The 24,352-nt window shown below is 61.1% G+C and carries 23 protein-coding genes, 1 tRNA gene and 1 pseudogene; 12 read left to right on the forward strand and 13 right to left on the reverse strand.

Annotation, left to right across the window (positions count from 1 at the left end; all coding sequences use genetic code 11):
- Positions 1-276 precede the first annotated feature (276 nt).
- From ACQUTI_RS24815 to ACQUTI_RS24825, 3 genes are all read right to left on the reverse strand, one after another.
- Positions 277-999, reverse strand: coding sequence for a MurR/RpiR family transcriptional regulator (locus ACQUTI_RS24815; RefSeq protein ID WP_004205097.1), 723 nt, complete (start codon positions 997-999; stop codon positions 277-279).
- Positions 1,000-1,157: 158 nt separating this feature from the next.
- Entirely contained in the window at positions 1,158-3,476 is a 2,319-nt protein-coding gene (gene yicI, locus ACQUTI_RS24820; protein WP_032456738.1) for an alpha-xylosidase, read from the reverse strand.
- Positions 3,477-3,488: 12 nt separating this feature from the next.
- Positions 3,489-4,883 (reverse strand): glycoside-pentoside-hexuronide family transporter, encoded by a 1,395-nt coding sequence (locus ACQUTI_RS24825; protein ID WP_048293916.1) that lies wholly within the window; start codon positions 4,881-4,883, stop codon positions 3,489-3,491.
- 292 nt (positions 4,884-5,175) lie between these two features.
- Here ACQUTI_RS24825 and ACQUTI_RS24830 point away from each other — a divergent pair.
- The 5 genes from ACQUTI_RS24830 (at position 5,176) to ACQUTI_RS24850 (ending at position 8,519) form a co-directional block, all read left to right on the forward strand.
- Positions 5,176-5,270, forward strand: a tRNA-Sec gene (locus tag ACQUTI_RS24830).
- 165 nt (positions 5,271-5,435) lie between these two features.
- Positions 5,436-5,903, forward strand: a complete 468-nt coding sequence (locus ACQUTI_RS24835) for a DUF3237 domain-containing protein (RefSeq protein ID WP_004205101.1) — start codon at positions 5,436-5,438, stop codon at positions 5,901-5,903.
- A 112-nt stretch (positions 5,904-6,015) separates the two neighbouring features.
- The gene (locus tag ACQUTI_RS24840; RefSeq protein ID WP_004205102.1) at positions 6,016-7,023 is read left to right on the forward strand and encodes a zinc-binding alcohol dehydrogenase family protein; all 1,008 of its coding nucleotides are present in this window, start codon (positions 6,016-6,018) and stop codon (positions 7,021-7,023) included.
- 1 nt (position 7,024) lies between these two features.
- The gene (locus ACQUTI_RS24845; protein ID WP_428923407.1) at positions 7,025-7,315 is read left to right on the forward strand and encodes a putative quinol monooxygenase; all 291 of its coding nucleotides are present in this window, start codon (positions 7,025-7,027) and stop codon (positions 7,313-7,315) included.
- A gap of 154 nt (positions 7,316-7,469) precedes the next feature.
- On the forward strand, positions 7,470-8,519 hold the full coding sequence (locus ACQUTI_RS24850) for an NAD(P)-dependent alcohol dehydrogenase (RefSeq protein ID WP_004205104.1): 1,050 nt from the start codon (positions 7,470-7,472) through the stop codon (positions 8,517-8,519).
- Here the strand turns inward: ACQUTI_RS24850 and ACQUTI_RS24855 are convergent.
- Positions 8,516-9,469 carry a GlxA family transcriptional regulator gene (locus ACQUTI_RS24855; RefSeq protein WP_017900753.1) on the reverse strand — a complete coding sequence of 318 codons (954 nt, stop codon included), beginning with the start codon at positions 9,467-9,469 and terminating at the stop codon, positions 8,516-8,518. The genes ACQUTI_RS24850 and ACQUTI_RS24855 overlap by 4 nt on opposite strands.
- 21 nt (positions 9,470-9,490) lie before the next feature.
- Positions 9,491-10,270 carry an MBL fold metallo-hydrolase gene (locus ACQUTI_RS24860; protein ID WP_069135557.1) on the reverse strand — a complete coding sequence of 260 codons (780 nt, stop codon included), beginning with the start codon at positions 10,268-10,270 and terminating at the stop codon, positions 9,491-9,493.
- Between the two features lie 166 nt (positions 10,271-10,436).
- On the opposite strand from ACQUTI_RS24860, the gene ACQUTI_RS24865 reads away from it, so the two are divergent.
- Positions 10,437-10,997, forward strand: a complete 561-nt coding sequence (locus ACQUTI_RS24865) for an NUDIX hydrolase (protein WP_048326072.1) — start codon at positions 10,437-10,439, stop codon at positions 10,995-10,997.
- Here ACQUTI_RS24865 and ACQUTI_RS24870 read toward each other — a convergent pair.
- The 3 genes from ACQUTI_RS24870 to ACQUTI_RS24880 all read right to left on the reverse strand — a co-directional run bounded on the left by ACQUTI_RS24870 (position 10,987) and on the right by ACQUTI_RS24880 (position 13,707).
- Positions 10,987-11,841 carry a DMT family transporter gene (locus tag ACQUTI_RS24870; protein ID WP_004205109.1) on the reverse strand — a complete coding sequence of 285 codons (855 nt, stop codon included), beginning with the start codon at positions 11,839-11,841 and terminating at the stop codon, positions 10,987-10,989. The two genes, ACQUTI_RS24865 and ACQUTI_RS24870, sit on opposite strands and share 11 nt — an antisense overlap.
- Positions 11,842-11,865: 24 nt before the next feature.
- Positions 11,866-12,675, reverse strand: coding sequence for a lipoprotein NlpA (gene nlpA, locus ACQUTI_RS24875; RefSeq protein WP_048293920.1), 810 nt, complete (start codon positions 12,673-12,675; stop codon positions 11,866-11,868).
- A 126-nt stretch (positions 12,676-12,801) separates the two neighbouring features.
- Complete coding sequence (locus ACQUTI_RS24880) at positions 12,802-13,707, reverse strand: AraC family transcriptional regulator (protein WP_017900756.1); 906 nt, start codon at positions 13,705-13,707, stop codon at positions 12,802-12,804.
- Positions 13,708-13,825: 118 nt separating this feature from the next.
- On the opposite strand from ACQUTI_RS24880, the gene ACQUTI_RS24885 reads away from it, so the two are divergent.
- Entirely contained in the window at positions 13,826-14,362 is a 537-nt protein-coding gene (locus ACQUTI_RS24885; RefSeq protein WP_004205112.1) for a carboxymuconolactone decarboxylase family protein, read from the forward strand.
- A 20-nt stretch (positions 14,363-14,382) separates the two neighbouring features.
- On the opposite strand, the gene ACQUTI_RS24890 is transcribed toward ACQUTI_RS24885, so the two are convergent.
- The gene (locus ACQUTI_RS24890; protein ID WP_032456743.1) at positions 14,383-14,853 is read right to left on the reverse strand and encodes a DUF1348 family protein; all 471 of its coding nucleotides are present in this window, start codon (positions 14,851-14,853) and stop codon (positions 14,383-14,385) included.
- Positions 14,850-15,482, reverse strand: a complete 633-nt coding sequence (locus ACQUTI_RS24895) for a pyridoxamine 5'-phosphate oxidase family protein (RefSeq protein WP_023319359.1) — start codon at positions 15,480-15,482, stop codon at positions 14,850-14,852. Before ACQUTI_RS24895 ends, ACQUTI_RS24890 begins: the two co-directional genes overlap by 4 nt.
- Before the next feature lie 95 nt (positions 15,483-15,577).
- Here ACQUTI_RS24895 and ACQUTI_RS24900 point away from each other — a divergent pair, with 95 nt between their 5' ends.
- Positions 15,578-16,492 carry a LysR substrate-binding domain-containing protein gene (locus ACQUTI_RS24900; protein ID WP_004205115.1) on the forward strand — a complete coding sequence of 305 codons (915 nt, stop codon included), beginning with the start codon at positions 15,578-15,580 and terminating at the stop codon, positions 16,490-16,492.
- Here the strand turns inward: ACQUTI_RS24900 and ACQUTI_RS24905 are convergent.
- Positions 16,489-17,982 carry an MDR family MFS transporter gene (locus ACQUTI_RS24905; RefSeq protein ID WP_080841287.1) on the reverse strand — a complete coding sequence of 498 codons (1,494 nt, stop codon included), beginning with the start codon at positions 17,980-17,982 and terminating at the stop codon, positions 16,489-16,491. The genes ACQUTI_RS24900 and ACQUTI_RS24905 overlap by 4 nt on opposite strands.
- Positions 17,983-18,062: 80 nt before the next feature.
- On the opposite strand from ACQUTI_RS24905, the gene ACQUTI_RS24910 reads away from it, so the two are divergent.
- The gene (locus ACQUTI_RS24910) at positions 18,063-18,710 is read left to right on the forward strand and encodes a TetR/AcrR family transcriptional regulator (RefSeq protein WP_017900760.1); all 648 of its coding nucleotides are present in this window, start codon (positions 18,063-18,065) and stop codon (positions 18,708-18,710) included.
- 610 nt (positions 18,711-19,320) lie between these two features.
- Here the strand turns inward: ACQUTI_RS24910 and ACQUTI_RS24915 are convergent.
- Complete coding sequence (locus tag ACQUTI_RS24915) at positions 19,321-19,737, reverse strand: GNAT family N-acetyltransferase (RefSeq protein WP_004205120.1); 417 nt, start codon at positions 19,735-19,737, stop codon at positions 19,321-19,323.
- On the opposite strand from ACQUTI_RS24915, the pseudogene ACQUTI_RS24920 reads away from it, so the two are divergent.
- Positions 19,712-19,830: pseudogene (locus ACQUTI_RS24920) on the forward strand (hypothetical protein). The gene ACQUTI_RS24915 and the pseudogene ACQUTI_RS24920 overlap by 26 nt on opposite strands.
- Here the strand turns inward: ACQUTI_RS24920 and ACQUTI_RS24925 are convergent.
- A complete protein-coding gene (locus ACQUTI_RS24925; protein WP_032426094.1) occupies positions 19,790-19,912 on the reverse strand; it encodes a hypothetical protein in 123 nt (40 codons plus the stop codon). The pseudogene ACQUTI_RS24920 and the gene ACQUTI_RS24925 overlap by 41 nt on opposite strands.
- A 206-nt stretch (positions 19,913-20,118) precedes the next feature.
- Here ACQUTI_RS24925 and eefA point away from each other — a divergent pair, with 206 nt between their 5' ends.
- Together eefA and eefB are read left to right on the forward strand one after the other, a co-directional pair.
- Complete coding sequence (gene eefA, locus ACQUTI_RS24930) at positions 20,119-21,243, forward strand: multidrug efflux RND transporter periplasmic adaptor subunit EefA (RefSeq protein WP_032456753.1); 1,125 nt, start codon at positions 20,119-20,121, stop codon at positions 21,241-21,243.
- Positions 21,243-24,350, forward strand: a complete 3,108-nt coding sequence (gene eefB / locus ACQUTI_RS24935) for a multidrug efflux RND transporter permease subunit EefB (RefSeq protein WP_146411056.1) — start codon at positions 21,243-21,245, stop codon at positions 24,348-24,350. The genes eefA and eefB overlap by 1 nt, the downstream gene beginning before the upstream one ends.
- The last annotated feature ends 2 nt before the right edge of the window (positions 24,351-24,352 follow it).

The following is a 24,352-nucleotide window of genomic DNA, read 5'->3' on the forward strand; positions in this document are numbered from 1 at the left end:
GAGCGGTTATTATTTTATGTAGGTCGGGTCAGGCGTAAGCCGCCACCCGACAAATAGCCGCATCACCCGGTAGCCCGGATAAGGCGCCAGCCGCCATCCGGGAACTCCCCCGCTCGCACCGTGCTTAGCGGGGCTACGAACGGAGCGGTTATTATTTTATGTAGGTCGGGTCAGGCGTAAGCCGCCACCCGACAAATAGCCGCATCACCCGGTAGCCCGGATAAGGCGCCAGCCGCCATCCGGGAACTCCCCCCGCTCGCACCGCGCTTAGCGGGTCTAGCTATTGCTCCGTACGCGGGTAAACCACATCTTCAGTAGCCGCTCAAAGCCTAAGATGCAGTAGCCGAAAAACGGGTTGCTCCAGTAAATATCATCGTCAAACTTCTGCGGGTCGTGAATAATAAACGCCGTATCTGCAGCCTGCGCCAGCGGGCTCTGATAATCACCGGTAAAGCAGACCAGATTAATCTCCTTCCCCTCCAGGGCCTTCACCCAGTTAAGCGCTGAGCTGCTGCGCCCGGATTTCGAAATGATCCAGATGGAGTCGAAGCGAGCGGCGTTTTTCTGTTCAAGAATTTCGTAATCCGGCCACAGCGCCAGGCTGGCATTCACCCCAGTGACGAGAAACTTGTTATAAATATACTGGGCGATCAGCTGCGAAAAGCCGCTGCCGTGGATCAGGACGCGCTGCTGCGCGAGGCTTGCCAGCAGTGGCGTCAGCGCCTCCGCCGGCTGAATGCTCATATAGTCGATATCGTTGGTGACATCGAGCTTCGGCATGGTGATATTGAACTTGATGAAATAGACCAGCTCCAGCCAGCCGCTGAACTTAAGCTTTTTCGCCAGCCGTACCAACGAGGAGGGATTACTGTAGCACTGCTCCGCCACGGCGCGGACCCCCTGGCGGATACACTGCTCCGGGTCGTTCTGGATAAAGCGCAGCACGGTCATTTCCGTTTTGCTTAGCTTCACGTCACGAAAGATATTTTCTACGTCCATGGCGGGCTCCTCTCAGCGGCAGAATACGCTATCACCGTTCAGCAACGGCGTCTGCGGCCTGAGTCACCAGACTGAAATGAATATTACTTTTTGTACAAAAATGGAATAAAAAACCCTCTCCGCCAGGCGAAGAGGGTCTCTGCCGTTAACGCAGTCTTTTACAACGTAATCGTCAGCGTATTGCCCTGGGCGCTCACCACCACACCCCATTCGCTGCCGGTCTGCGTGCCGCCCTGAACGCCGGCTATCTGCTGGATATTGCGCAGGCACAGCGTCCAGCCGCGGGCTTCGCCTTCGCCGCTCACGGCGATGGTGTTGCCCTGGCGCTTCGCCTTCAGGGTGAAGATCGTGGAACCGTCCGCCGCCGGAACCTGACAGCGCGCCTCGCGCCCCTCTTCGAGGTGGAACAGCTGGAAGGCGGTGCCTTCATGCCAGGCATAATCGGGTTTCTGGTCATTGTTGCCCAGCGCCAGCAGAGTATTGTCGCGAATGTAGACCGGCAGACTCAGCGCATTATGATTCTGCTTATGCCAGCGGCTGCCCGGCAATTCATCGTTATGCCACAGATGCGTCCAGCGCCCTTCCGGCAGATAAAACTGCACATCGCCCGCTTCGGAGAACACCGGCGCGACCAGCACTGAATCACCCAGCATATACTGGCGGTCGAGATAGTCGCAGGTCGGATCGTCCGGGAACTCGAGCATCATCGCGCGCAGCATCGGGGTGCCGTACTCATTGGCCAATGCCGCCTGACGATAGAGATAGGGCATCATGCGGCATTTCAGCTGCGTGAAGTGGCGCACCACGTCGCAGGACTCTTCGTCGTAGGCCCATGGCACACGATAGGATTTACTGCCGTGCAGGCGGCTGTGGCTGGAAAGCAGGCCGAAGGCGCACCAGCGCTTGTAGACGTGGGCCGGGGCGGTATTCTCGAAACCGCCGATATCGTGGCTCCAGAAACCGAAGCCAGACATGCCGATCGACAACCCGCCGCGCAGGCTTTCCGCCATCGATTCGTAATTGGCGTAGCAGTCGCCGCCCCAGTGCACCGGGAACTGCTGTGCGCCCACCGAGGCGGAGCGAGCGAACAGCACCGCTTCTTTCTCGCCGACGGTCTCTTTCAGCACGTTCCACACCAGTTCGTTATAGATGAAGGCGTAATGGTTGTGCATTTTCTGCGGGTCAGAACCATCAAACCACTGCACATCGGTCGGGATGCGTTCGCCGAAGTCGGTCTTGAAGCAGTCGACGCCCATCGCCACCAGACCTTTGAGTTTGTCGGCGTACCACTGACAGGCTTCCGGGTTGGTGAAGTCATATATCGCCAGCCCAGGCTGCCACTTATCCCACTGCCACAGCGAACCGTCCGGGCGCTTCAGCAGATAGCCCTTCTCTCTCAGCTCCTTGAACACCGGCGAGCGCTGGCCGATATACGGATTGATCCACACGCAGATCTTCAGCCCTTTCGCCTTCAGGCGCTTGATCATCCCTTCCGGGTCCGGGAAAGTCAGCGGATCCCATTCGAAATCGCACCACTGGAAGGCCTTCATCCAGAAACAGTCGAAATGGAAGACGTGCAGCGGCAGCTGGCGCTCGGCCATGCCGTCGATAAAGCGGTTCACCGTCGCTTCGTCATAGTTGGTGGTGAACGAGGTGGTCAGCCACAGACCAAACGACCATGCCGGCGGCAGCGCCGGGCGACCGGTGAGCTGCGTATAGCGGTTGAGCACCGCTTTCGGCGTTGGGCCATCGATCACGAAGTACTCAAGGTATTCACCTTCCACGCTAAACTGGACTTTCGAGACCTTCTCCGAGCCCACCTCGAAGGAGACGCGCTGCGGGTGATTGACCAGTACGCCGTAGCCGCGGTTGGTCAGGTAGAACGGAATGTTTTTATAGGATTGCTCGGTGCTGGTGCCGCCGTCTTCGTTCCAGGTTTCTACCGTCTGGCCGTTGCGCACCAGGGCGGTAAAGCGCTCGCCGAGACCGTAGACGGTTTCGCCGACACCGAGGTCGAGGCGCTCAAACAGATAATTGCGCTGGGTCTGACTATCCTGCACGTAGCCGTTGTTTTTCAGCTGACTACCGGTGATACGCACGCCGTCGCGCAGAAAATCCAGCGCCCAGAATTCGCCTTTAGTGACGCGCACGCTAAGGCTACCGCTTTTCAGCTCGGCGAATTCGGCCGTATCCTCTATGGTGACATTGACGTCGTTCTGCACGTTCAGCGGGTAGTGCGGACCGTTATCCAGCGCGCCCTGGAAGTGCTCCATACGCACCCCGATCACCCCTTCCAGCGGGGAGAAAAAGCGCAGGGTGAATAACGGCGTATCCAGCTGCCAGGCGCGTTCGCGGACATCGCGCGGCGCGGCATAGACCACCATTTCATTCCCCTGCTGCTCCACCTCATAAACCTGTACGGGTTGGATCAGGGTGAGCCCTGGTTGAATGAGCCAGTTTCCATCACTGATTTTCATTAAAACGTCCTCTTAGTTTTGCCATTCTTTGTCGATCGGGGCTGTTGCGAAATCTTGTTCATTACGACGCGCGCCCTCGGCCAGCTCGGCCATCATTTTTTTCAGGAACGGCGTTTTCAGCGTGTAGTAGCGTTTGGCGATCGCCGCGCTCAGCAGGTAGCACACCGCTGGAACGAGGGTGAACAAGGCGATAATAATGGTGAGGGTGGCGCCGTTCTGAGTTTTGGCTGCGGCGTCGTAACCGCCGCCGGCCAGCATCCAGCCGATGAGCGCGCCGCCCAGCGCCAGGCCCAGCTTGAGCACAAACAGGGTGCCGGCAAAGCTGATGCCGGTCAGGCGTTTGCCGTTGCACCATTCGCCGTAGTCGACGGTGTCGGACATCATCACCCACTGGATTGGCGTCACCAGCTGGTGCAGTACGCCAATGGCGAAGATAAAGACGAACATGGTGATTTCGGCATTCATCGGTACGAAAAACATCGCCACGCTGAGCACCGCCAGGAGGGCGTTGGTCCACCAGAAGACGCTGACTTTGCATTTCCAGTCGGTCAGCGGTTTCGCCAGCGCCGAGCCAATCAGGTTGCCGACGCAGTAGGTGGTGAGGAAGACGGTGAACAGCGCCGCCGAGCCCATGATCCAGGTGGTGTAGTACATCATCGCGCCGCCGCGAACGCAGACCGCGAGGATATTGAGGATGGTGAGCACGCCAACCACTCGCCACTGGTCATTGCGCCAGATATCGCGCAAATCTTCGCGCATCGAGGTGCTGCTCGGCGGCGCTTCGACACGCTCTTTGGTGGTAAAAAAGCAGAAGGCCAGCATCAGGAAGGCGATCGCCGACAGCACCGCGATGCCGCCCTGGAAGCCAAGCGCTTTGTCTTCGCCGCCGATAACGTTGACCAGCGGCATCATCAGCACGGTGGAGAGCATGCCGCCTGCTGTTGCCAGCACAAAGCGCCAGGACTGCAGGGAGATGCGCTGTGTCGGGTTGTCGGTGATCACGCCGCCGAGCGCGCAGTAAGGGATATTCACCACGGTGTAGAGCAGGGTCAGCAGCGTGTAGGTTACCGCAGCGTAGATCAGCTTGCCGTGGTGGCTTAAGTCCGGCGAGCTGTAGGCCAGTACGCAGACGAGGCCGAACGGAATGGCGCCGAAGAGGATCCACGGGCGGAACTTACCCCAGCGGCTGCGGGTACGGTCGGCCAGCAGGCCCATGCACGGGTCGGAGATCGCATCCAGCGCGCGCGCCAGCAGGAACATGGTGCCGACGAAACCAGCGGGGATGCCGAAGATATCGGTGTAGAAAAACATCATATACAACATAACGTTATCAAAAATGATGTGGCTGGCGGCGTCACCCATGCCGTAGCCAATTTTCTCTTTGACGGACAAAATATGATCTTTCATATGGGCACAATTCCCTTAGCGGCGCCACGGATTGGTACCGGTTACATTTCTTGTAAACCTTTGCCGCAGGAAGATGAATTGCGATATCTCGTTATCAGATTACGTTTCTTGTTTTCTGTGATCGCGGTAGCCTGAAAGCGTATGAAAAAGTGTAACCCATGGATTTTGAACGGATTTGTTTCAGACTGTTCTGCAAAGTCCAGTTTTAACAGTAAAAAAGTGCGTTCAGGTATGTGGTAAACGGCTGAAAGTAGCTATAATGCGCCCCGCCTCCATGTAGCAATCGAGGCGCGGAAGATCGTCATCTCCGGTGAGGTGGCTGGACTTCAAATCCAGTTGGGGCCGCCAGCGGTCCCGGGCAGGTTCAACTCCTGTGATCTTCCGCCAGTTTGCCTCTGCTCCTCCACCGCCACGCCATACCAAACTGAGCCGCAAAACCCATCATCCCAGTCAATCATTTTCATCCAAACTCTGCGTTATTTTGTCTCCTGCGAACCCGTTACACTGGCGCAAAGGCCGCGTGCCGTTGCCAACCGAAACAGGAGAGCCATGATGACCCCCGAACTGAGACACTGTTTTTCCATTACCATCCAGGTTGATAAACCGATAATCGTTTCCCGCAGTCCGCAAACCGGCAAGCGTCAGCTGATCCCGATTCTCGGCGGCAGCGTTTCGGGTCAACTTCGCGGCCACGTGCTGCCCGGCGGCGTCGACAGCCAGATTATCGAGCCCGACGGCACGTGCAGGCTATCCGCCCGCTATGCCCTGCAGGTGGAGGAAGGGACGGTGTACGTGGAAAACAACGGTATCCGCCGGGTGCCGGCCCGCTATCATGACCAGCTGTTCGCCGACGATATGCGCTTTTTTAGCACTATTCCGCCGGAAGAAATCTATTTTCGCACCGTCCCCACCTTCGAGGTGGATACCCCCGCGCTCAGCTGGCTAACCACCTCGCTGTTTATCTGCGCGGGCGGACGTACTCAGGATGGGGTGATGCTCGATTTTTATCAGGTGGGCTGATTTTCACTTTCTGCATATAACTGTTATTGCCATTAACCCGTTTTTCCCCTCCCGGCGCCGGTCTACTATCGCGTCATCGCTTTATTCACCCGATTCACAGACCGGAGCAGTTATGAAAGCTATCGCCATTACTCAAGCCGCCGCTGACGGCGACAATATCCCTTTTTTAACCGAGATCGACCTGCCGGTCCCTTCCGCCCACGGGCGTGATCTGCTGGTTGCCGTGAAGGCGGTCTCGGTCAATCCGGTGGACACCAAAGTGCGCGCCGGCTTCCAGGGCGACACGCCGCGGGTGCTGGGCTGGGACGCCGTTGGCGTGGTGCAGTCCGTCGGTGAGGAAGTGACGCTGTTCGCACCAGGCGATGAGGTCTGGTACGCCGGCGCCCTGGGCCGGGCCGGCAGCAACAGTGAATATCAGCTGGTGGATGAGCGCCTGGTGGCCCACAAACCGCGCACCCTCGATAACGCCTCCGCCGCCGCGCTGCCGCTGACGGCTATCACCGCCTGGGAGCTGCTGTTTCACCGTCTTGGCGTCACGGAAGGCGGCAACGCGGGCGACACGCTGCTGATCGTCGGCGCGGCGGGCGGCGTGGGGTCGATCCTGACCCAGCTGGCCAGCAAACTGACCGCCATGACGGTGATCGGCACCGCCTCGCGTCCGGAGAGCCAACGCTGGGTCCGCGAGGCGGGCGCGCACCATGTTATCGATCACAGCAAGCCGCTCTCCGACGAGCTGGCGCGCATCGGCATCAACGCGGTGACCCATGTCGCCAGCCTGACCAACACCGACCAGCACTTCAACGCGCTGATCGACGCCCTCGCCCCGCAGGGCAAGCTGGCGCTGATTGATGACCCGGAGACCCTGGACGTGGTGCCGCTGAAAGCCAAAAGCCTGTCCCTGCACTGGGAATTTATGTTCACCCGCTCAATGTTTGAGACGGATGACATGATCGCCCAGCATCAGTTGCTAACCCGCGTGGCGGCCCTGATCGACAACCACACGATCAAAACCACACTCGGCGAACACTACGGCGCTATCACCGCCGACAATCTGCAGAAAGCGCATCGCCAGCTGGAAACCGGACGCGCAGTGGGCAAGATTGTGCTGGAGGGATTTTAAGATGATAACCCTTCTCGCCGTGCTCAAGGCGAAACCAGGCCAAACGGACGCGCTGCGCAAGGTCCTGCAGGGTCTGCTCCTGCCGACGAGACAAGAGCCTGGCAATCTTGACTACGCGCTGTTCCAGCTGCGCGACGCGCCGGATACCTTCTACATGCGGGAGTCCTGGCGTGACCAGCAGGCGCTGGATGAGCATATCGACCAACCCTACTTTCAGGCCTTTATTGGCGAGATAGATTCCCTGCTCGCCGAGCCACTGCGCCTGGACTATCTGACGCCAGTCGCCCCCTGAAAAGTCTGCTCCTCACCCGGTGAGGAGCGGTTTTAACGCTTTGAGCTACCCGTCTCGCATCCCGGGCGCTCCAGGCTACGCTTATCCTTACCGCGCAAAAAACGCTCACCTCCGTCCGCCCGTTTTAACACCGATATAATCAAGAGGTTTCGCTATGCTGATCAACGCTATAGGTACCTACTCCGCCAGCCAACCGCTGGAATCAATGGCCATCACCCGCCGCGAACCGGGGCCGCAGGATGTGCAGATCGCCATCGCCTACTGCGGCGTCTGCCACTCCGATCTCCACCAGGCGCGATCGGAATGGGCCGGAACGCTCTACCCCTGCGTGCCGGGGCATGAAATTGTGGGCCGGGTCACCGCGGTCGGCGAGGCCGTCTCGCGCTACGCCGTCGGCGATCTGGTGGGCGTCGGCTGCATGGTCGATAGCTGTCAACAGTGCGAGGAGTGCGCTGAAGGGCTGGAGAACTACTGCGACCATATGGTGCTGACCTACAACGGACCGACCCAGGACGCGCCGGGCCACACCCTGGGCGGCTATTCACAGCAGATCGTGGTCAAAGAACACTACGTGCTGCGGATAACCCATCCCGAAGCGCAGCTGGCCGCCGTCGCGCCGCTGCTGTGCGCCGGGATCACAACCTACTCGCCGCTGCGCCACTGGCACGCCGGGCCGGGTAAAAAAGTCGGCGTGGTCGGCATCGGCGGCCTTGGGCATATGGGAATCAAGTTGGCCCACGCCATGGGGGCCCACGTGGTGGCCTTTACCACCTCCGAATCCAAGCGTAATGCGGCCAGAGCGCTAGGCGCTGATGAAGTGGTGGTGTCGCGTAACGAAGAGGAAATGGCGGCCCACGTCAAAAGCTTCGATTTCATCCTCAACACCGTGGCGGCGCCGCATAATCTCGATGCCTTCACCACGCTGCTGAAGCGCGATGGCACGATGACGCTGGTAGGCGCGCCGGCCACACCGCATCCGTCGCCGGAAGTGTTCAATCTGATCATCCGTCGCCGGTCGATTGCCGGGTCGATGATTGGCGGGATCGCGGAAACCCAGGAGATGCTCGACTTCTGCGCTGAACACGGCATCGTCGCCGATATCGAACTGATCCGCGGCGATGAGATCAACGAAGCCTGGGAAAGAATGGTCAAGGGTGACGTGAAATACCGCTTCGTGATCGACAGCGCGACCCTCGGCGGCTAAGCGCCGCGGCGAAAGGTACGCCGCCATTCGGCCGGACTGACGCCAAAGCGCGCCTTAAACTGCTGACGCCAGGTGACGGCAGAGAGATAACCCACCGCCTCCGCCACCTGCTCGACCGGCAGATCCCCCGCCTCAAGCAGGCTCTGGCTGCGGCGCAGGCGTTCGGCGGTCAGCCAGTCGGTGATGCTCATCCCGGTCGCCCGGGCGAAGTGGCGGGTCAGGCTGCGGCGGCTCATCGCCACCACCCGGGCCAGCGAATCGAGATTATGCGGCTCGGCAATATGCTGCTGCAGATAATCCAGCAGGCAGTTGATTCGCGCATCGCGGGTATTTTTCGGCACCGGCTGAGCGATGAACTGCGCCTGGCCGCCCTCGCGGTGCGGCGAAACAATCAGCCGCCGGGCGATCTGGTTGGCCGCGAGGCTGCCGTAACGCTGGCGGATGATGTAGAGGCAACAGTCGAGCGCCGCCGCGGTGCCCGCTGAAGTAATGATCCGCTGGTCATCGACGTACAGGGCGTTGATATCCAGCCGCACCTGCGGAAACCGGCGCTGAAAATCCTGCTCAAACTCCCAGTGGGTCGCCGCGCGTTTCCCGTCCAGCAGCCCGGCGTAGCCAAGGACGAACGCGCCGAGGCACAGACCGACGATTTCCGCGCCGTTATTCCGGGCCCGCACCAGGCTATCAAGCAGCGCCTGCGGCGGGCGCCGGTCGACCTCGCCCCAGTAAGGCACCACCACGATATCCGCCTGTTCCAGCACGGCGTAATCGCCGCTGGCGTACAGCGCGAAGCCGTCGCGGGCGCGCAGCAGCCCCGGTCGCTCGGCGCAAATGTGCAGATTAAAGCGTTTGTTTTCAGAGACCGAATCGCCAAACAGCATGCAGGGAACGGCGTAATGAAACGGGCTAAAGCCCTCTACGGCAACAATCGCCACGTCGGTGAGCTTCATCGTTCCTTCCCCTTGCGCACGTTAATAAACCACGGTTTCCCCATCCTGCGGGATACACACGACCTCGGCAATCTGATTATCCAGCGCATACTGGCGCATCTCTTCCCGACTCACCAGGCAGTGGTTGACCGCCTCCAGGTGGATAGCCATGATTTTCGCTTCCGGCAGGGTGAAGTGTACGTTCAGGAGATCCTCTTTGCCCATGATAATCGGGCCAAAGCCGATGACGTGGGCGTAGCCGGCGTTGAGGACCACCACGTCCGGGCGCAGCTTCAGCAGGTCGGCCGCAATTTCATCACGCCAGATGGTATCCCCCACCAGCCACAGCGTCTTCTCCTGCGGATGGCGAAACAGCACGCCGCAGGCCTCGCCCAGGCGTTCGGCCATCGCCGGCACCGCGTAGGTGCGATCGCTGCCGTGCTGGCCGGAGGTGGTTTTCAGCAGGCGCACGCCGGCAAATTCGCTGTCTGCCGTTAGCAGGCGGATATCCTCGAATCCCTGGCTGCGCAGCAGCGCACCGTCGGCCTCGTGCTGGACGAACACCGGCAGGGTTTTCGGGATCGCGGCGATCGCCGCCTCGTCCCAGTGATCGTCATGGGTATGGGTGACGATCACTGCGTCAACGTCGATAATGTTATCGCGGGAAAAAGGCAAGGCCACCAGCGGGTTGCGCAGCTCGCTGCGCGCGGTGCCCGGAAATCCCGGCCAGGCGCCTTTGTCCGCCAGCATCGGATCGATCAGAAACTTTTTCCCGGCGTATTCAATAATCTGGGTCGCGTTACGGATATGGGTGATGTTCATGTCGGCGTTCCTCAGGGGGTGATTTGACGAACATCGTAATGAGTACCAGCCTGGCGCAATAGGGGCATTTGGGCAAGGATCGATGAAATCGGGCCAACCTGCGGCGATTGCTATCCGTCTCCGGCTATGTTGTTCTGAAGGCTCCATTTTTGACAGGAGTGGCAGGATGAAGAAAAAACTGACCGCCGCCGATATGCACGACCCGCAGGTCATCGCCGAGACGCCGTGGTTCAGCATGCGCAAGGTGGGTATTGATATCGCCCCCGGCGAGCGCCGCGACTTTTACGCCATTCACTATCCCCGCCCGGCGGTGGGGGTTGTGGCTATCCAGGAGGGCAAAGTGCTGCTGATTCGCCACTACCGCTACCTGATCGACAAGGTGGTGTGGGCCATTCCGTCTGGCGGCGTTGACGAAGGGGAAGATCCGGCGGTGGCCGCGCTGCGCGAGCTGCGGGAAGAGACCGGCTGGCAGGCGCAACGCGTCGAGGAGATCATTCGCTTCAACCCCTCCTACGGCAGCAGCGATCAGCTGTTTATCACCTGGCTGGCTACCGGTTTACGCTGGGTGGGGATGGATGCGGATCAGGATGAGGTAATGGAAACCGGCTGGTTTACCTTTGAGGAGATAAACCAGCTGATCGCCCGCGGCGAAATGCCGGACGGGCTGTCGCTGGTGCCGCTGCTGCAATTGATGGCGCAGCCGCGCACCGGGCAGGCTACGGCTTAAGCATTCGCCAGCGGAACCACAGCTGGGCCACGAGGATCAGCACGCCGCCGATAATTTTCTGCAGCGGCAGCTGTTCGCCGTACCACAGCGCGGCGGCAATGACCGTCAGCAGCGGTTCGAGCACCATAATGATCGCCGCGCTGGCCACCGCCGCGTACTTTTGCCCCTTCATCTGCAGACCGAAGCGCAGGCTGGTGGCGATGACAATGCTGGCCACCAGCCAGCCGAAGGTCGGCAGGGTCATCGGCTGGTCCCAGCGTTCAACGGCAGCGGAGATGGTCAACCCGACGATACCAGTGATCGCCAGCTGCACGGTGGTCAGGGGGATCAGCGGTACTTCACGCGCGCAGCGGCTGGTGTAACAGAACCAGATCGACTGCACCAGCGCCGTCAGCAAAAACCAGCCCTGGCTGGGGTGGAAGGCTATCGGCATGTGCAGGCTGAGCAGGCCCAGGCCCACCACCGCGATCGGCAGGCACTCCCACCAGGCCCGCGGCGGACGCACCTTCATCATCACCCACGCGGTCAGCGGGACGAACATCATCGACAGGCTCATAATAAACGCCCCTTCGCCGAGCGACGCCGTCGTGGAGACCGAGTAGATCCACAGGCAGAGGTTGAGCGCAAACCACAGCCCGCTGATGATGAGCTTTGGCCAGTGCTGCTTTTGCGGGCGAAACCCGCGGCAGAACGGCAGCAGCAGCAGCGCGGCGAAGAAGAAGCGCAGCCCAAGGAACGCGAATACCGGCATGCCGGCGATCGCCTCGCGGGAAAAAATCCAGCCGCAGGCGGCAATCACCGTCGCGGCAATCAGCAGCAGGTCAGCCTGCCGTTGGCGTACCATACGCGCCTCTCCCTGTGTGTTGGCTTACCAGCCCGGCACCGCGCCGCCGTTGAAGATAGTCTCAGCCGCCTTCGCCACCTCCGGCGACTGGTACGACTGCATAAACTCCTTCACGTTTTCCGCGTCTTTATTGTCTTCACGGGTCACGATGATGTTCACGTAGGGCGAGTTTTTATCTTCGATAAAGATGCCATCGCGAACCGGCGACAGCCCGGTTTGCTGCAGGTAGGTGGTGCTGATGATGGCCACGTCGACTTTAGGATCGTCGAGTACGCGCGGCAGCTGCGCCCCTTCCAGCTCCATAATTCTCAGGTGATGCGGGTTGTCGGTGATATCCACCGCCGTCGGCAGCAGGCCGGTGCCGGCTTTGAGGGTAATCAGCTTCTCTTTTTGCAACAGCAGCAGCGCCCGCCCGAGATTGGTCGGGTCGTTGGGGATGGCGATCGTCGCGCCGTCGTTCAGTTCGGCGACTGACTTGATCTTGCGCGAATAGCCGGCCATCGGGAAGACGAAGGTATTGCCGACCGCCACCAGATGGTAGTTATGCGCTTTGTTGTCCTGCTCAAGGAAAGGCCGATGCTGGAAGACGTTGGCGTCCAGATCCCCGGCGTTGGTCGATTCGTTAGGCAACAGCGAGCCGCTGAACCCCACCAGCTCTACCTCCAGACCATACTTCTCTTTGGCCACCTTCTTCGCTACTTCCGCCACATCCTGTTCAGCGCCATTAATCACGCCGACCTTAATGTGCTTCGCTTCATTACTCTTTTGGTCGCAGCCGACCAGCGCCAGACCCGCCAGCATTACCGCGGCGGCGGCACGTAAACGTAATCTCATCCTCTTCACCCTGTCCGTCCTGACTGTCATTGTTTTTTTCGTGCAAAACTATAGCGACTTTCGGGTGGGGTAATAAACAGCAAACCACGCAACCGGAAATAAAATCATCTTCCCCAGAGCGAAGCACTAGCCCCGTCGCCACTCGCCCGGCGTCACGCCATAGCGCATTTTGAAACGCTTCGAGAAGGACGCCAGCGACTGAAAGCCGCAGCGTTCGGCAATCACCTCGAGGTTGGTCTGACGCTCGAGGCGCAGCAGCCGGGCGGCCAGCGCCATTCGCAGCTGCGACAGCCACGCCTGCGGCGTCAGGTGATAAACGCGGGCAAAATGACGGGCAAAGGTGGCCCGCGACAGAAAGGCGCGGGCGGCCATGGTTTCCAGCGTCCACGGCTGCTCCGGGGTCGCCATCACCGCCAGCACCGCCGGCATCAGGCGTTCATCGCTCATCAGACGCAGCAGCCCGCCGGGCGGCTGCTGCTCGCCAAGCAGCATGCGCAGCAGCAGCACCAGCAGCGTATCGCCGAGGCTGCGCACGATAGCGCTGCCGCCGGGACGCTGCGCCAGGCTTTCGCGGACCAGTATGTTAAGCAACGGCTGCAGCTCCGGGCAGTCTTCGCGCGTATCGGTATGGAGATGGATCAGCGTCGATGCCTCAGTGAACAGCCAGCTAACGTGCGGACCAAAATAAAATTCGCCGCACAGCATCTCCAGCGCCCCCTCCGCCGGGCCGGCGCGCATTTCCGTCACCGTGCCGTTAAACCGGTGCGCTACCGGCAGCACCTGGCCCCACTCCACCAGGCTCTCCATCAGATGCGGCGAACCGTGCGGCAGGAGGACCACATCTCCCGCGCGCAGGTGATGAGTCTGGCCGCCGACGTTAAGCCGCCCCTCACCGCGCAGCACCACGTGCCACGGCACCACGCCGCTGCGCATTTGCTGGTGCCCGGCCTGCCAGCGGCCGCCGAAGCGACAGTGCAGGTTCACTTCGCAGCGCGGCGCCAGCAGCGCCAGCAGATGACTGAGACTGTCCATGCTTCTCCTGAGACGATAAGACAAAAAGGTGAGACGAAGACCGCCAGTCTAGCATGCGGCAACGGCCTAAGATGACCCCAATGCCAACACACACCCTCGATAACAACAGGAGTTAACCATGAGCCGTTTAGCTGATATTCGTGAACAAGACGCCACTGGCAAAGCCGCCGATATTTTCGCCGGGATCAAAAAAGCGATGGGCAAAGTGCCAAACGCCTACCTGACCATCGGCGGCCACTCGCCGGCGGCGTTGCAGCAGGCGCTGGCGCACAATGCGATGCTCCATAAAGGCAGCCTCAGCGCCCAACAGCTGGAGGCGATTAATCTGTCAGTCAGCGAAGCCACCGGCTGTGACTACTGCCTGGCCGCGCACACCCTGATGGCGAAAAAAGCCGGCTTCAGCAGCGAGCAGATCCACGCCCTGCGCCGCGGGGCGTATGCGGAAGAGACACAGCTTGATGCGCTGGTGAAATTTGCGCAGACTCTGGTCACCACCACCGGTACGCTGCCGGAAGCCGACGTCGCCGCGCTACGCAACGCCGGTTTTAGCGACCAGCAGGTGATTGAGATTATCAGCGCCATCAGCGCGATCCTGTTCACCAACATGGTGAACCGGGTTAACGACACGGTGGTCGACTTCCCGAAAGCCGATTAATCCGTCGCGCAGCGCCGGTTTTACAGCCCCAGATCGCTGAGCCCCGGATGATCGTCCGGGCGACGCCCCTGGGGCCAGTGGAACAGGCGCTCGCTTTCAGCGATCGGCAGATCGTTGATGCAGGCGTAGCGCGTCTGCATCAGCCCGTGCTGATCAAACTCCCAGTTTTCATTGCCGTACGAGCGAAACCAGTTGCCGCTGTCGTCGCACCACTCGTAGGCGAAGCGCACGGCGATACGATTTTCCTGCCATGCCCACAGCTCCTTAATCAGCCGATATTGCTGCTCTTTGCGCCATTTTCGCTGCAGGAATTCGACAATTTCCCTCCTGCCATGAACAAACTCGCTGCGGTTGCGCCATTCGCTGTCCACGGTGTAGGCCAGAGCGACCTTTTCGGCATCGCGGCTGTTCCAGCCATCTTCCGCGGCGCGAACCTTCTGGATAGCGCTGTCGCGGGTAAACGGCGGTAACGGGGGACGTTGTTCGGTCATGCTGACTCTCCTCTGCGGGCTAATTGCTGCTGCAGGCGCTGATTCTCCTGCTCCAGGTCATGAATACGTTGCTGCAGGTTCTGGCTGTACTCCGCCACCTGCTGCGCGCTGTAGCGCGGCGTAATGTGCTGCGGGCAGTTCCAGTCAAACGCCTGCAGATGAAAGAGAAACAGGCGCTCGATGCGGGCGCGATAGTTGGCCGGCGCCACCTGCGCCAGCAGCTGCGGGTGGTCCTCTGCCGCCACGACCTCGACGGTGGCGTAGATTTTCAGCCTGGCACGGCGTGGATAATCCATCAAAAACAGGCAGGCCCGGTCGCTGCCGCGCAGGTTGCCGGTGGTGATGTACTGACGGTTACCGCCGAAATCCGCCATCGCCAGGGTGGTGTCATCCAGCAGATGCAGAAACCCCGGCGGGCCGCCGCGGTGCTGGACATAGGGCCAGCCGCTCTGCGACACCGTCGCCAGATAGAAGCTGTCGCGGGTGGCGATCATCCCCGCTTCGCTGTCGCCGAAGCGGTCGGCCTGGCGGCGGCTATGCGGCGTTTGCCACAGCTGGTCGCTGCCCATTTCATGCTGCACATCCATCACGTCCGGGGTGATGGCGATATCGAGAAAGGTTGCTGCCATAGCGCCTCCTGTTGTCTGGCGCCATCATGGACTGTACTGCGAAAAATGATAATACTGGTTTAGTGGCAATCATCTTTCCATAAACCGGGAGAATAATGGATCGATTAAGCGCGATGGCGCTGCTGGTGAAAGTGACCGAGCTGGGGAGTATGTCGGCGGCGGCGCGGGCGCTGAATATGCCGTTGACCACCGTCAGCCGCCATATCGGCGAGCTGGAGAACGCGCTGGGAGTGCGCCTGCTGGCGCGGACCACCCGCAAACTGACGCTCACCGACGCTGGGGTCGATTATGTCGCCGCCGCGCGGCGGATCCTCGAGGAGGTGGAAAACGCCGAACGCCAGGCGACGGGCGAGTATCAGGAGCCGAAAGGCGAGCTGGTGATCTCTGCGCCGACGATGTTTGGACGCCAGCACGTTCTCCCGGTGATCGCTGAATTTATCGCCCGTTACCCGCAAATTCGCGTCCGTTTGCTGCTCAGCGATCGTAACGCCGACCTGGTGGGCGACCATATCGATCTGGCGGTGCGGATTGGCGACCTGGCGGACAGCAGCATGGTGGCCACCCGCCTCGGCAGGATGCGCATTGTGGCCTGTGCCCATCCGGCGCTGCTGGCGAAATACGGCGAGCCGCAGCGGCCGCGCGATCTGGCGGCGCTGCCGATCATCCGTATTGAATCGCCGATGCCCTATCGCGGCTGGCGCTTTCGCGCCGCTGAGCGCGAGGACCAGCTAATTAATCTGCCGCCGGCGCTATCGGTCACCACGCCGGAGAGCGCTGCCGATGCCGCGCGGCTGGGGGTGGGCGTAGCTCGCTTACTGCACTATCAGGCGCTGGACGGCCTGCGACAGGGTGAGCTCCGTCTGCTGCTGGAACGCGTCGAGCCGGAACCGGCGCCGGTCCATTTGCTGTATACCGCGCGGGACCTGGCGCCGCTTAAGCTGCGCAAATTTATCGATTTTGCCGCGCCAGCGCTGCGTCAGGCGCTGCTGCGCATCGCCGGGGCCGCTTAGTGCGTCGCGGTCTTCAGCGGCGCCTCCTTTAACAGCCAGGAGAGGACAAACGCCACCGCCATAATGCCGGCCGCCATCAGGAACGCCGCATGGATCGCCGCGCCGAAGGCGTCGAGATAGTCGAGGCGGATATCCGCGGGCAGGTGCTGCACCGCCACCGGATTCATTCCCGGCGGCAGTACCGCGCCTTCCGGCAACAGCTTTTGCAGGTTGCTCTGCAGTACGTGTGTGAACACCGCGCCAAACAGCGCCACGCCGATGGAGCCGCCGATCGAGCGGAACAGGGTCACGCCGGAAGTGGCCACGCCGTACAGCTTCGCCGGCATCGCGTTCTGCACCGCCAGGACCAGCACCTGCATCACCAGTCCCAGACCCGCCCCCAGCACGCCGGTAAACAGGTACAGCTGCCACAGCGGCGAGTGAATGGTGATCCGGGTCAGCAGCACCATGCCGGTCACGCCAAGCAGGGTGCCGAGGATCGGAAACAGGCGATATTTACCGGTCCGGCTGATAATCCGCCCACTGATAACCGAGGTCAGCAGCAGGCCGCCCATCAGGGGGATCAGCTGCAGCCCGGCCTCGGTGGGGGTTGCCTCCTTCACCACCTGCAGATAGAGCGGCAGGAAGGTGACCGACCCGAACAGCGACATGCCGATGACGAAGCCGATCAGGCTGCACAGCAGGAAGCTGCGGTTGCGGAACAGCGACAGCGGAATAATCGGCTCGGCGGCCATCCGCTCTTCGTAGATAAAGCCGATGACACCCACGATGCCGAAGGCCAGAATGCACCACAGCTGCGGGTCATTCCAGGCATGGACGCTGCCCCCTTCCGAGGTAAACAGGATGATGCACAACAGCGCCATGCTGAGGTAAATCGCTCCCAGCCAGTCAATCTGATGCTGGCTGCGTTTATTGCTGCTGTGGAATACCGCGCCGATCACCAGCAGCGCGAAGAGGCCCAGCGGCAGATTGATGTAGAAGATCCAGCGCCAGGAGGCGTGTTGCACCAGAAAGCCGCCGATCAGCGGGCCGATCACCGTCGCCAGGCCAAAAACGCCGCCGAACAGACCCTGATAGCGGCCGCGGTTGGCGGGCGGGATGACGTCGGCCACCGCCGCCATGCTGATCACCATCAGGCCGCCGCCGCCGAGCCCCTGCAGGCCGCGCATCAGCACCAGCTGGGTCATGTTTTGCGCCAGCCCGCAGAGGGCGGAGCCGACGAGAAACAGCCCAATCGCCACCTGCAGCACGATTTTGCGACCGAACAGATCGCCGAATTTACCGTACAGCGGCACCGCGATGGTGGAGCTGAGGATATAGGCGGTGACCACCCAGGAAAGCTTGTCCAGCCCCCCCAGTTCGCCGACAATCGTCGGCAGCGCGGTGGAGACAATGGTCTGATCCAGCGCGGAGAGCAGCATCACCAGCAGTAAGGCGCCAAACAACAGGCGTATCGACTGCACCGGTGGGTTTGCGACTTGAGAAGTCATCACAACGCTCGCTTGAAATTAATTAAATGCATAATTAATATTTAGTGAAAGAATGAGTCGGGTCAAGAGATCGCCATATCATGACAGCACAAAAGGATCAGAATGCCCCCCGCCGCCCGGGGCGACCGCGTGGAAAAAAATCGGGTACCGCCAACCGCGAACAGCTGATGGACATCGCCCTGACGCTGTTTGCCCGCGACGGTGCGGCCCGCGTGTCGTTGAACGCCATCGCCAAAGAGGCCGGGGTAACGCCGGCGATGCTGCATTACTATTTCAGTTCGCGGGATGCGCTGGTGACGCAGCTGATTGAGGAGCGCTTTATGCCGCTGCGCAACCACATCAGCCGCATCTTTGTCGACCATCCGCAGGACCCGGTGCTGGCGCTGACGATGATGGTCGAAACGCTGGCGCATATGGCGGAGAAGAACGCCTGGTTCGCGCCGCTGTGGATGCAGGAGATCATCGGCGAGATGCCGATCCTGCGTCAGCATATGGATGCCCGCTTCGGCGAGGAGCGTTTTCAGGTGATGCTGGAGGCAGTGCGCCGCTGGCAGCTGGAGGGCAAGATTAACCCGGCGCTGTCGCCGGAGCTGCTGTTTACCACGGTGATTAGCCTGGTGCTGGTGCCGTTTTCGCGCATCCACAGCGATCCGCGTTTACAGGCGGTCAACCGCCAGACCATCGTCAGCCACGCGCTGGCGTTGATGGGCCACGGCGTCGGGGGTTAAGCGCAGCCGCCGCCCGGCAAAAGCTTTTGTAGCCCGGATAAGGCGCCACGCGCCGCCATCCGGGATTTTCCCTGCTCGCGCTACGCTTAGCAGGGCTACAGTCGTAGGCCGGGTCAGGCGCAGCCGCCACCCGGCGAAATAACGGCACAACCGGAAATGTCCCTCTTAGCACTATGTTTGGCAGGGCCACAACGTTTAGCAGGGCTACCACTCCCGTGTTATGTCCGGGCAGATTGCGCTCCCGGTTGATCTTCTGCGTTATGTCTCTTATGGAGCAGGGAGCGCACAGGGGGCGGCCAGTCGCCGCCGCCCCCTGTACTCCCGGGCTCCGGCCAGCACCGGCAGTTTCAGTCGCGCAAGTGGGTATATCAACAACAGGCCGCTCGGCATCATGACGGGCACAGCACGAACCCCAGGACGGGTAAGGGGACAGCCGCCACCCGGCAAGAATACAGGTGACGTGCCTGATATCCTGCCCGGCGGCGCTGCGCTTGCCGGTCCTGGGTGGGGCGAAACTACGGGAGAACTGGGTAGGCCGGATAAGGCATTTATGCCGCCATCCGGCACAATCACAGGTACGGTACCTGACCGCCCGGCGATATCAGGATCGTTACAGCGCTTTCGACAAATAGTGACGCTGCATCCCCGCGTGCGGGAAGTCGGGCAGCGACATCTGCAACTGATAGCCTAATTTCTGATAAAACGGCAGCGCCTGGAAGCTAAAGGTATCCACCAGCAGATGGCTGCAGCCCAGCGCCTGCGCCTGCCGCTCCGCCTCCTGCATCAGCTCGCTCCCCAGACCGCGTCCGCGGGTCGCCTCGCTGACCCACAGATACTCAATACACAGCCAGTTGCCTTTGCGTTTGGCAATCAGCCCGCCCTGCATCACCCCTTGTGCATCGCGGGAGTAAACCCCCAGATCGCCAAACTGCGCCGCATCAAGATACTGCTGATTATAGTGCCGCAGACCGGCGAATAATTCTTGTTGATCGTCGGGATTAATGCTTTTTGTAATGATTAACGCCATTAACTATATCTCCAGTATCGCGATGCCGAATGGTTATTTTCCCTCTCCACTTTCACAAAAAATTCTTATTTTCTCCATGATTATTTGCCTTAATTTTTTGCGTTCTAAAAGTAAGCAAAAAAACCTTTCCATTATCGCGGCGGATCGTATAATGGCAAAAAATGAGAATGATCATTCTCACCAAAAAACCAGAGGAGATGCGCTTTTCACCTCCTGAAGGCCGAAGAAGTTGGCTTCAGCGGAGACACAATAACAATCACGTTCAGGAACATCTGTGTTCCTTTTTTGTCATTTTCGCTTAGCCGAAAATGCCTCAGCGCCCAACCTATTCCCTCGTTTTTAAATAAACGGGGCGGACGTCTTATATCTTGAGAAAATATAATGAAATACATCATAGCTCCCATCGCGACAGCATTATTTCTCCTTAGCGGATGCGATAATGCGCAGACATCTGCCCCGCAGCAACCCACGCCGGAAGTGGGCGTGGTCACTCTGCAAAGCCAGCCGGTTCCGGTAGTCAGCCAGCTCACCGGCCGCACCACCGCCTCGCTCAGCGCCGAAGTACGCCCGCAGGTGGGCGGCATCATCCAGAAGCGCCTGTTTACCGAAGGCGATATGGTGAAGGCCGGGCAGGCCCTTTACCAGATCGATCCCTCCAGCTATCGCGCGACCTGGAACGAAGCGGCGGCGGCGCTGAAACAGGCCCAGGCGCTGGTAGTCTCCGACTGCCAGAAGGCTCAGCGCTACGCGTCGCTGGTCCGGGATAACGGCGTCTCCCGCCAGGATGCCGACGACGCCGCCTCCACCTGCGCCCAGGACAAGGCCAGCGTGGAATCGAAGAAAGCGGCGCTGGAGAGCGCGCGCATCAACCTGAACTGGACCACCGTCACCGCGCCGATTGCCGGGCGTATCGGCATCTCGTCGGTCACGCCGGGGGCGCTGGTCTCCGCCGATCAGGATACCGCGCTGGCGACGATCCGCGGGCTCGACACCATGTATGTCGATCTGACGCGATCCAGCGTCGATCTCCTGCGCTTACGCAAACAAAGCCTGGCCAGCAACAGCGACACCCTCAGCGTGACGTTAACCCTGGAAGATGGCAGCACCTATCAGGAAAAAGGGCGTCTGGCGCTCACCGAAGTCGCCGTCGATGAATCCACCGGCTCGGTAACCCTGCGCGCTATCTTCCCCAACCCGCAGCACGTCCTGTTGCCGGGGATGTTTGTTCGCGCGCGCATCGATGAAGGCATCATGAACGACGCGATCCTCGCCCCGCAGCAGGGGATTACCCGCGATGCCAAAGGCAACGCCACGGCGCTGGTGGTCGATGCCGACAACAAAGTTGCGCAGCGCGCCGTGGAAACCGGCGACACCTACGGCGATAAATGGCTGGTGCTGAGCGGCCTGAAAGCGGGCGACAAGCTGATCGTCGAAGGCACCGGTAAAGTGGCCCCTGGCCAGACGGTGAAGGCCGTTGCCGTCAACAATAACGGAGGCAACGCCTGATGTTCTCCCGTTTCTTCGTGCGTCGCCCGGTCTTTGCCTGGGTGATCGCCATTCTGATTATGCTCGCCGGCGTGCTGGCGATCCGCACCCTACCGGTGGGCCAGTATCCGGACGTCGCCCCGCCGGCGGTGAAAATCTCCGCCACCTATACCGGCGCCTCTGCCGAAACCCTGGAGAACAGCGTCACCCAGGTCATCGAGCAGCAGCTTACCGGCCTCGACCATCTGCTCTACTTCAGCTCTACCAGCAGCTCCGACGGCTCGGTCAGCATCACCGTCACCTTTGAGCAGGGGACCGACCCGGACACCGCCCAGGTGCAGGTGCAGAACAAAGTCCAGCAGGCGGAATCGCGGCTGCCGAGCGAAGTCCAGCAGTCCGGTGTGACGGTGGAAAAATCGCAGAGCAGCTTCCTGCTGATCCTCGCGGTGTATGACAAAACCGACCGCGCCACCAGCTCCGATATCTCCGACTGGCTGGTCAGCAACCTGCAGGACCCGCTGGCGCGCGTGGAGGGCGTCGGCAGCCTGCAGGTGTTCGGCGCCGAATACGCGATGCGCGTCTGGATGGACCCGACCAAACTCGCCTCCTACTCGCTGATGCCTTCCGACGTCCAGTCGGCGATTGAGGCGCAGAACGTGCAGGTCTCCGCCGGTAAAATCGGCGCCCTGCCGTCGTCCAGCGCCCAGCAGCTGACCGCCACCGTACGCGCGCAGTCGCGGCTGCAAACCCCCGATCAGTTCAAAGCGATCATCGTGAAAAGCCAGGCCGACGGCTCGGTGGTGCGCCTGAGCGATGTCGCGCGGGTGGAGATGGGCAGCGAGGATTATACCGCTACCGCCAATCTGAACGGCCATCCGGCCGCCGGGATCGCGGTGATGATGGCCCCCGGCGCCAACGCGCTGGATACCGCGACCCTGGTGAAAAGCAAGATCGCCGAATTCCAGCGTCAGATGCCGCAGGGATACGATATCGCCTATCCGAAGGACAGCACCGAGTTTATTAAAATTTCGGTCGAGGACGTGATTCAGACCCTGTTCGAAGCGATCGTTCTCGTGGTCTGTGTGATGTATCTGTTCCTGCAGAATTTCCGCGCGACGCTCATTCCGGCGGTGGCGGTGCCGGTGGTGCTGCTCGGCACCTTCGGGGTGCTGGCGCTGTTCGGCTACTCGATTAACACCCTGACGCTGTTCGCTATGGTGCTGGCGATCGGCCTGCTGGTGGATGACGCCATCGTGGTGGTGGAGAACGTTGAGCGCATTATGCGCGACGAAGGGCTGCCCGCCCGCGAAGCCACCGAAAAATCGATGGGCGAAATCTCCGGCGCGCTGGTGGCAATCGCCCTGGTGCTGTCGGCGGTGTTCCTGCCGATGGCCTTCTTCGGCGGCTCGACCGGGGTCATTTATCGCCAGTTCTCGGTGACCATTATCTCAGCGATGATGCTGTCGGTGGTGGTGGCCCTGACCCTCACCCCGGCGCTGTGCGGCGCGCTGCTCAGCCACTCCAGGCCTCATACCAAAGGGTTCTTCGGCGCGTTTAACCGCCTGTGGGGGCGTACGGAAGCGGGCTACCAGCGCCGCGTGCTCGGCGGCCTGCGCCGGGGCGCGGTGATGATGGGCGCTTACGTCCTGATTTGCGGGGCGATGGCGCTGGCGATGTGGAAACTGCCGGGCAGCTTCCTGCCGGTGGAGGACCAGGGCGAGATCATGGTCCAGTACACCCTGCCCGCCGGGGCCACTGCGGTGCGCACCGCCGAGGTGCGCCGCCAGGTAACCAACTGGTTCCTGACGAAAGAGAAAGCCAATACCAACGTCATTTTCACCGTCGACGGCTTCAGCTTTAGCGGCAGCGGTCAGAACGCCGGGATGGCCTTCGTGTCGCTGAACAACTGGTCGCAGCGCAAAGGCGACGACAATACCGCCCAGGCCATCGCCCTGCGCGCCAACAAAGAACTTGGGGCGATCCGCGACGCCACCCTGTTCGCCATGACGCCGCCATCGGTGGACGGCCTTGGGCAAAGTAACGGCTTCACTTTCGAGCTGATGGCCAGCGGCGGTACCGACCGCGACAGCCTGATGAAGCTGCGCAGTCAGCTACTGGCGGCGGCCAACCAGAGCGGCGAGCTGCAGTCGGTGCGCGCCAACGACCTGCCGCAGATGCCGCAGCTGCAGGTGGATATCGATAACAACAAAGCGGTCTCGCTGGGGCTGTCGCTGAGCGACGTGACCGATACGCTCTCCAGCGCCTGGGGCGGCACCTACGTGAATGACTTTATCGATCGCGGCCGGGTGAAGAAGGTCTATATCCAGGGCGAGAGCGACGCGCGCGCGGTGCCCTCCGACCTTGGCAAATGGTTCGTTCGCGGCAGCGATAACAGCATGACGCCGTTCTCCGCCTTCGCCACCACCCACTGGCAATACGGCCCGGAAAGCCTGGTGCGCTACAACGGCTCCGCCGCCTTTGAGATCCAGGGCGAAAACGCCGCCGGCTTCAGCTCCGGCGCGGCGATGGACAAGATGGAAAAGCTGGCCGACAGCCTGCCGGCGGGCTCCACCTGGGCGTGGAGCGGCATTTCGCTGCAGGAAAAGCTGGCCAGCGGCCAGGCGATGAGCCTGTACGCCATTTCGATTCTGGTGGTGTTCCTGTGCCTGGCGGCGCTGTATGAGAGCTGGTCGGTGCCGTTCTCGGTGATCATGGTCATCCCGCTCGGCCTGCTCGGCGCGGCGCTGGCGGCGACGCTGCGCGGCTTAAGCAACGACGTTTACTTCCAGGTGGCGCTGCTGACCACCATCGGCCTGTCGTCGAAGAACGCCATCCTGATCGTCGAGTTCGCTGAATCCGCCGTGGATGAGGGTTATTCGCTCTCCCGGGCGGCGATCCGCGCCGCGCAGACCCGTCTGCGCCCCATTGTCATGACCTCGCTGGCGTTTATCGCCGGGGTGCTGCCGCTGGCCGTCGCCACCGGCGCCGGGGCCAACAGCCGCGTGGCGATCGGCACCGGCATCATCGGCGGCACCCTGACGGCCACCCTGCTGGCGGTGTTCTTTGTGCCGCTGTTCTTCGTGCTGGTGAAACGCTTCTTCACCCGCCAACGTCCTTCTCAGGAGTAAAG

This window comes from Klebsiella sp. 7-CIP_Kleb. (genome assembly GCF_050378655.1).
Classification (GTDB): Bacteria; Pseudomonadota; Gammaproteobacteria; order Enterobacterales; family Enterobacteriaceae; genus Klebsiella; species Klebsiella quasipneumoniae.

What these genes read in the sequence shown, in the direction of transcription:
- ACQUTI_RS24815 (WP_004205097.1), bottom strand. Translation starts at nt 999, where the DNA reads ATGGACGTAGAAAATATCTTTCGTGACGTGAAGCTAAGCAAAACGGAA.
- yicI (WP_032456738.1), bottom strand. Translation starts at nt 3,476, where the DNA reads ATGAAAATCAGTGATGGAAACTGGCTCATTCAACCAGGGCTCACCCTG.
- ACQUTI_RS24825 (WP_048293916.1), bottom strand. Translation starts at nt 4,883, where the DNA reads ATGAAAGATCATATTTTGTCCGTCAAAGAGAAAATTGGCTACGGCATG.
- ACQUTI_RS24835 (WP_004205101.1), top strand. Translation starts at nt 5,436, where the DNA reads ATGACCCCCGAACTGAGACACTGTTTTTCCATTACCATCCAGGTTGAT.
- ACQUTI_RS24840 (WP_004205102.1), top strand. Translation starts at nt 6,016, where the DNA reads ATGAAAGCTATCGCCATTACTCAAGCCGCCGCTGACGGCGACAATATC.
- ACQUTI_RS24845 (WP_428923407.1), top strand. Translation starts at nt 7,025, where the DNA reads ATGATAACCCTTCTCGCCGTGCTCAAGGCGAAACCAGGCCAAACGGAC.
- ACQUTI_RS24850 (WP_004205104.1), top strand. Translation starts at nt 7,470, where the DNA reads ATGCTGATCAACGCTATAGGTACCTACTCCGCCAGCCAACCGCTGGAA.
- ACQUTI_RS24855 (WP_017900753.1), bottom strand. Translation starts at nt 9,469, where the DNA reads ATGAAGCTCACCGACGTGGCGATTGTTGCCGTAGAGGGCTTTAGCCCG.
- ACQUTI_RS24860 (WP_069135557.1), bottom strand. Translation starts at nt 10,270, where the DNA reads ATGAACATCACCCATATCCGTAACGCGACCCAGATTATTGAATACGCC.
- ACQUTI_RS24865 (WP_048326072.1), top strand. Translation starts at nt 10,437, where the DNA reads ATGAAGAAAAAACTGACCGCCGCCGATATGCACGACCCGCAGGTCATC.
- ACQUTI_RS24870 (WP_004205109.1), bottom strand. Translation starts at nt 11,841, where the DNA reads ATGGTACGCCAACGGCAGGCTGACCTGCTGCTGATTGCCGCGACGGTG.
- nlpA (WP_048293920.1), bottom strand. Translation starts at nt 12,675, where the DNA reads ATGAGATTACGTTTACGTGCCGCCGCCGCGGTAATGCTGGCGGGTCTG.
- ACQUTI_RS24880 (WP_017900756.1), bottom strand. Translation starts at nt 13,707, where the DNA reads ATGGACAGTCTCAGTCATCTGCTGGCGCTGCTGGCGCCGCGCTGCGAA.
- ACQUTI_RS24885 (WP_004205112.1), top strand. Translation starts at nt 13,826, where the DNA reads ATGAGCCGTTTAGCTGATATTCGTGAACAAGACGCCACTGGCAAAGCC.
- ACQUTI_RS24890 (WP_032456743.1), bottom strand. Translation starts at nt 14,853, where the DNA reads ATGACCGAACAACGTCCCCCGTTACCGCCGTTTACCCGCGACAGCGCT.
- ACQUTI_RS24895 (WP_023319359.1), bottom strand. Translation starts at nt 15,482, where the DNA reads ATGGCAGCAACCTTTCTCGATATCGCCATCACCCCGGACGTGATGGAT.
- ACQUTI_RS24900 (WP_004205115.1), top strand. Translation starts at nt 15,578, where the DNA reads ATGGATCGATTAAGCGCGATGGCGCTGCTGGTGAAAGTGACCGAGCTG.
- ACQUTI_RS24905 (WP_080841287.1), bottom strand. Translation starts at nt 17,982, where the DNA reads ATGACTTCTCAAGTCGCAAACCCACCGGTGCAGTCGATACGCCTGTTG.
- ACQUTI_RS24910 (WP_017900760.1), top strand. Translation starts at nt 18,063, where the DNA reads ATGACAGCACAAAAGGATCAGAATGCCCCCCGCCGCCCGGGGCGACCG.
- ACQUTI_RS24915 (WP_004205120.1), bottom strand. Translation starts at nt 19,737, where the DNA reads ATGGCGTTAATCATTACAAAAAGCATTAATCCCGACGATCAACAAGAA.
- ACQUTI_RS24925 (WP_032426094.1), bottom strand. Translation starts at nt 19,912, where the DNA reads ATGATCATTCTCATTTTTTGCCATTATACGATCCGCCGCGATAATGGA.
- eefA (WP_032456753.1), top strand. Translation starts at nt 20,119, where the DNA reads ATGAAATACATCATAGCTCCCATCGCGACAGCATTATTTCTCCTTAGC.
- eefB (WP_146411056.1), top strand. Translation starts at nt 21,243, where the DNA reads ATGTTCTCCCGTTTCTTCGTGCGTCGCCCGGTCTTTGCCTGGGTGATC.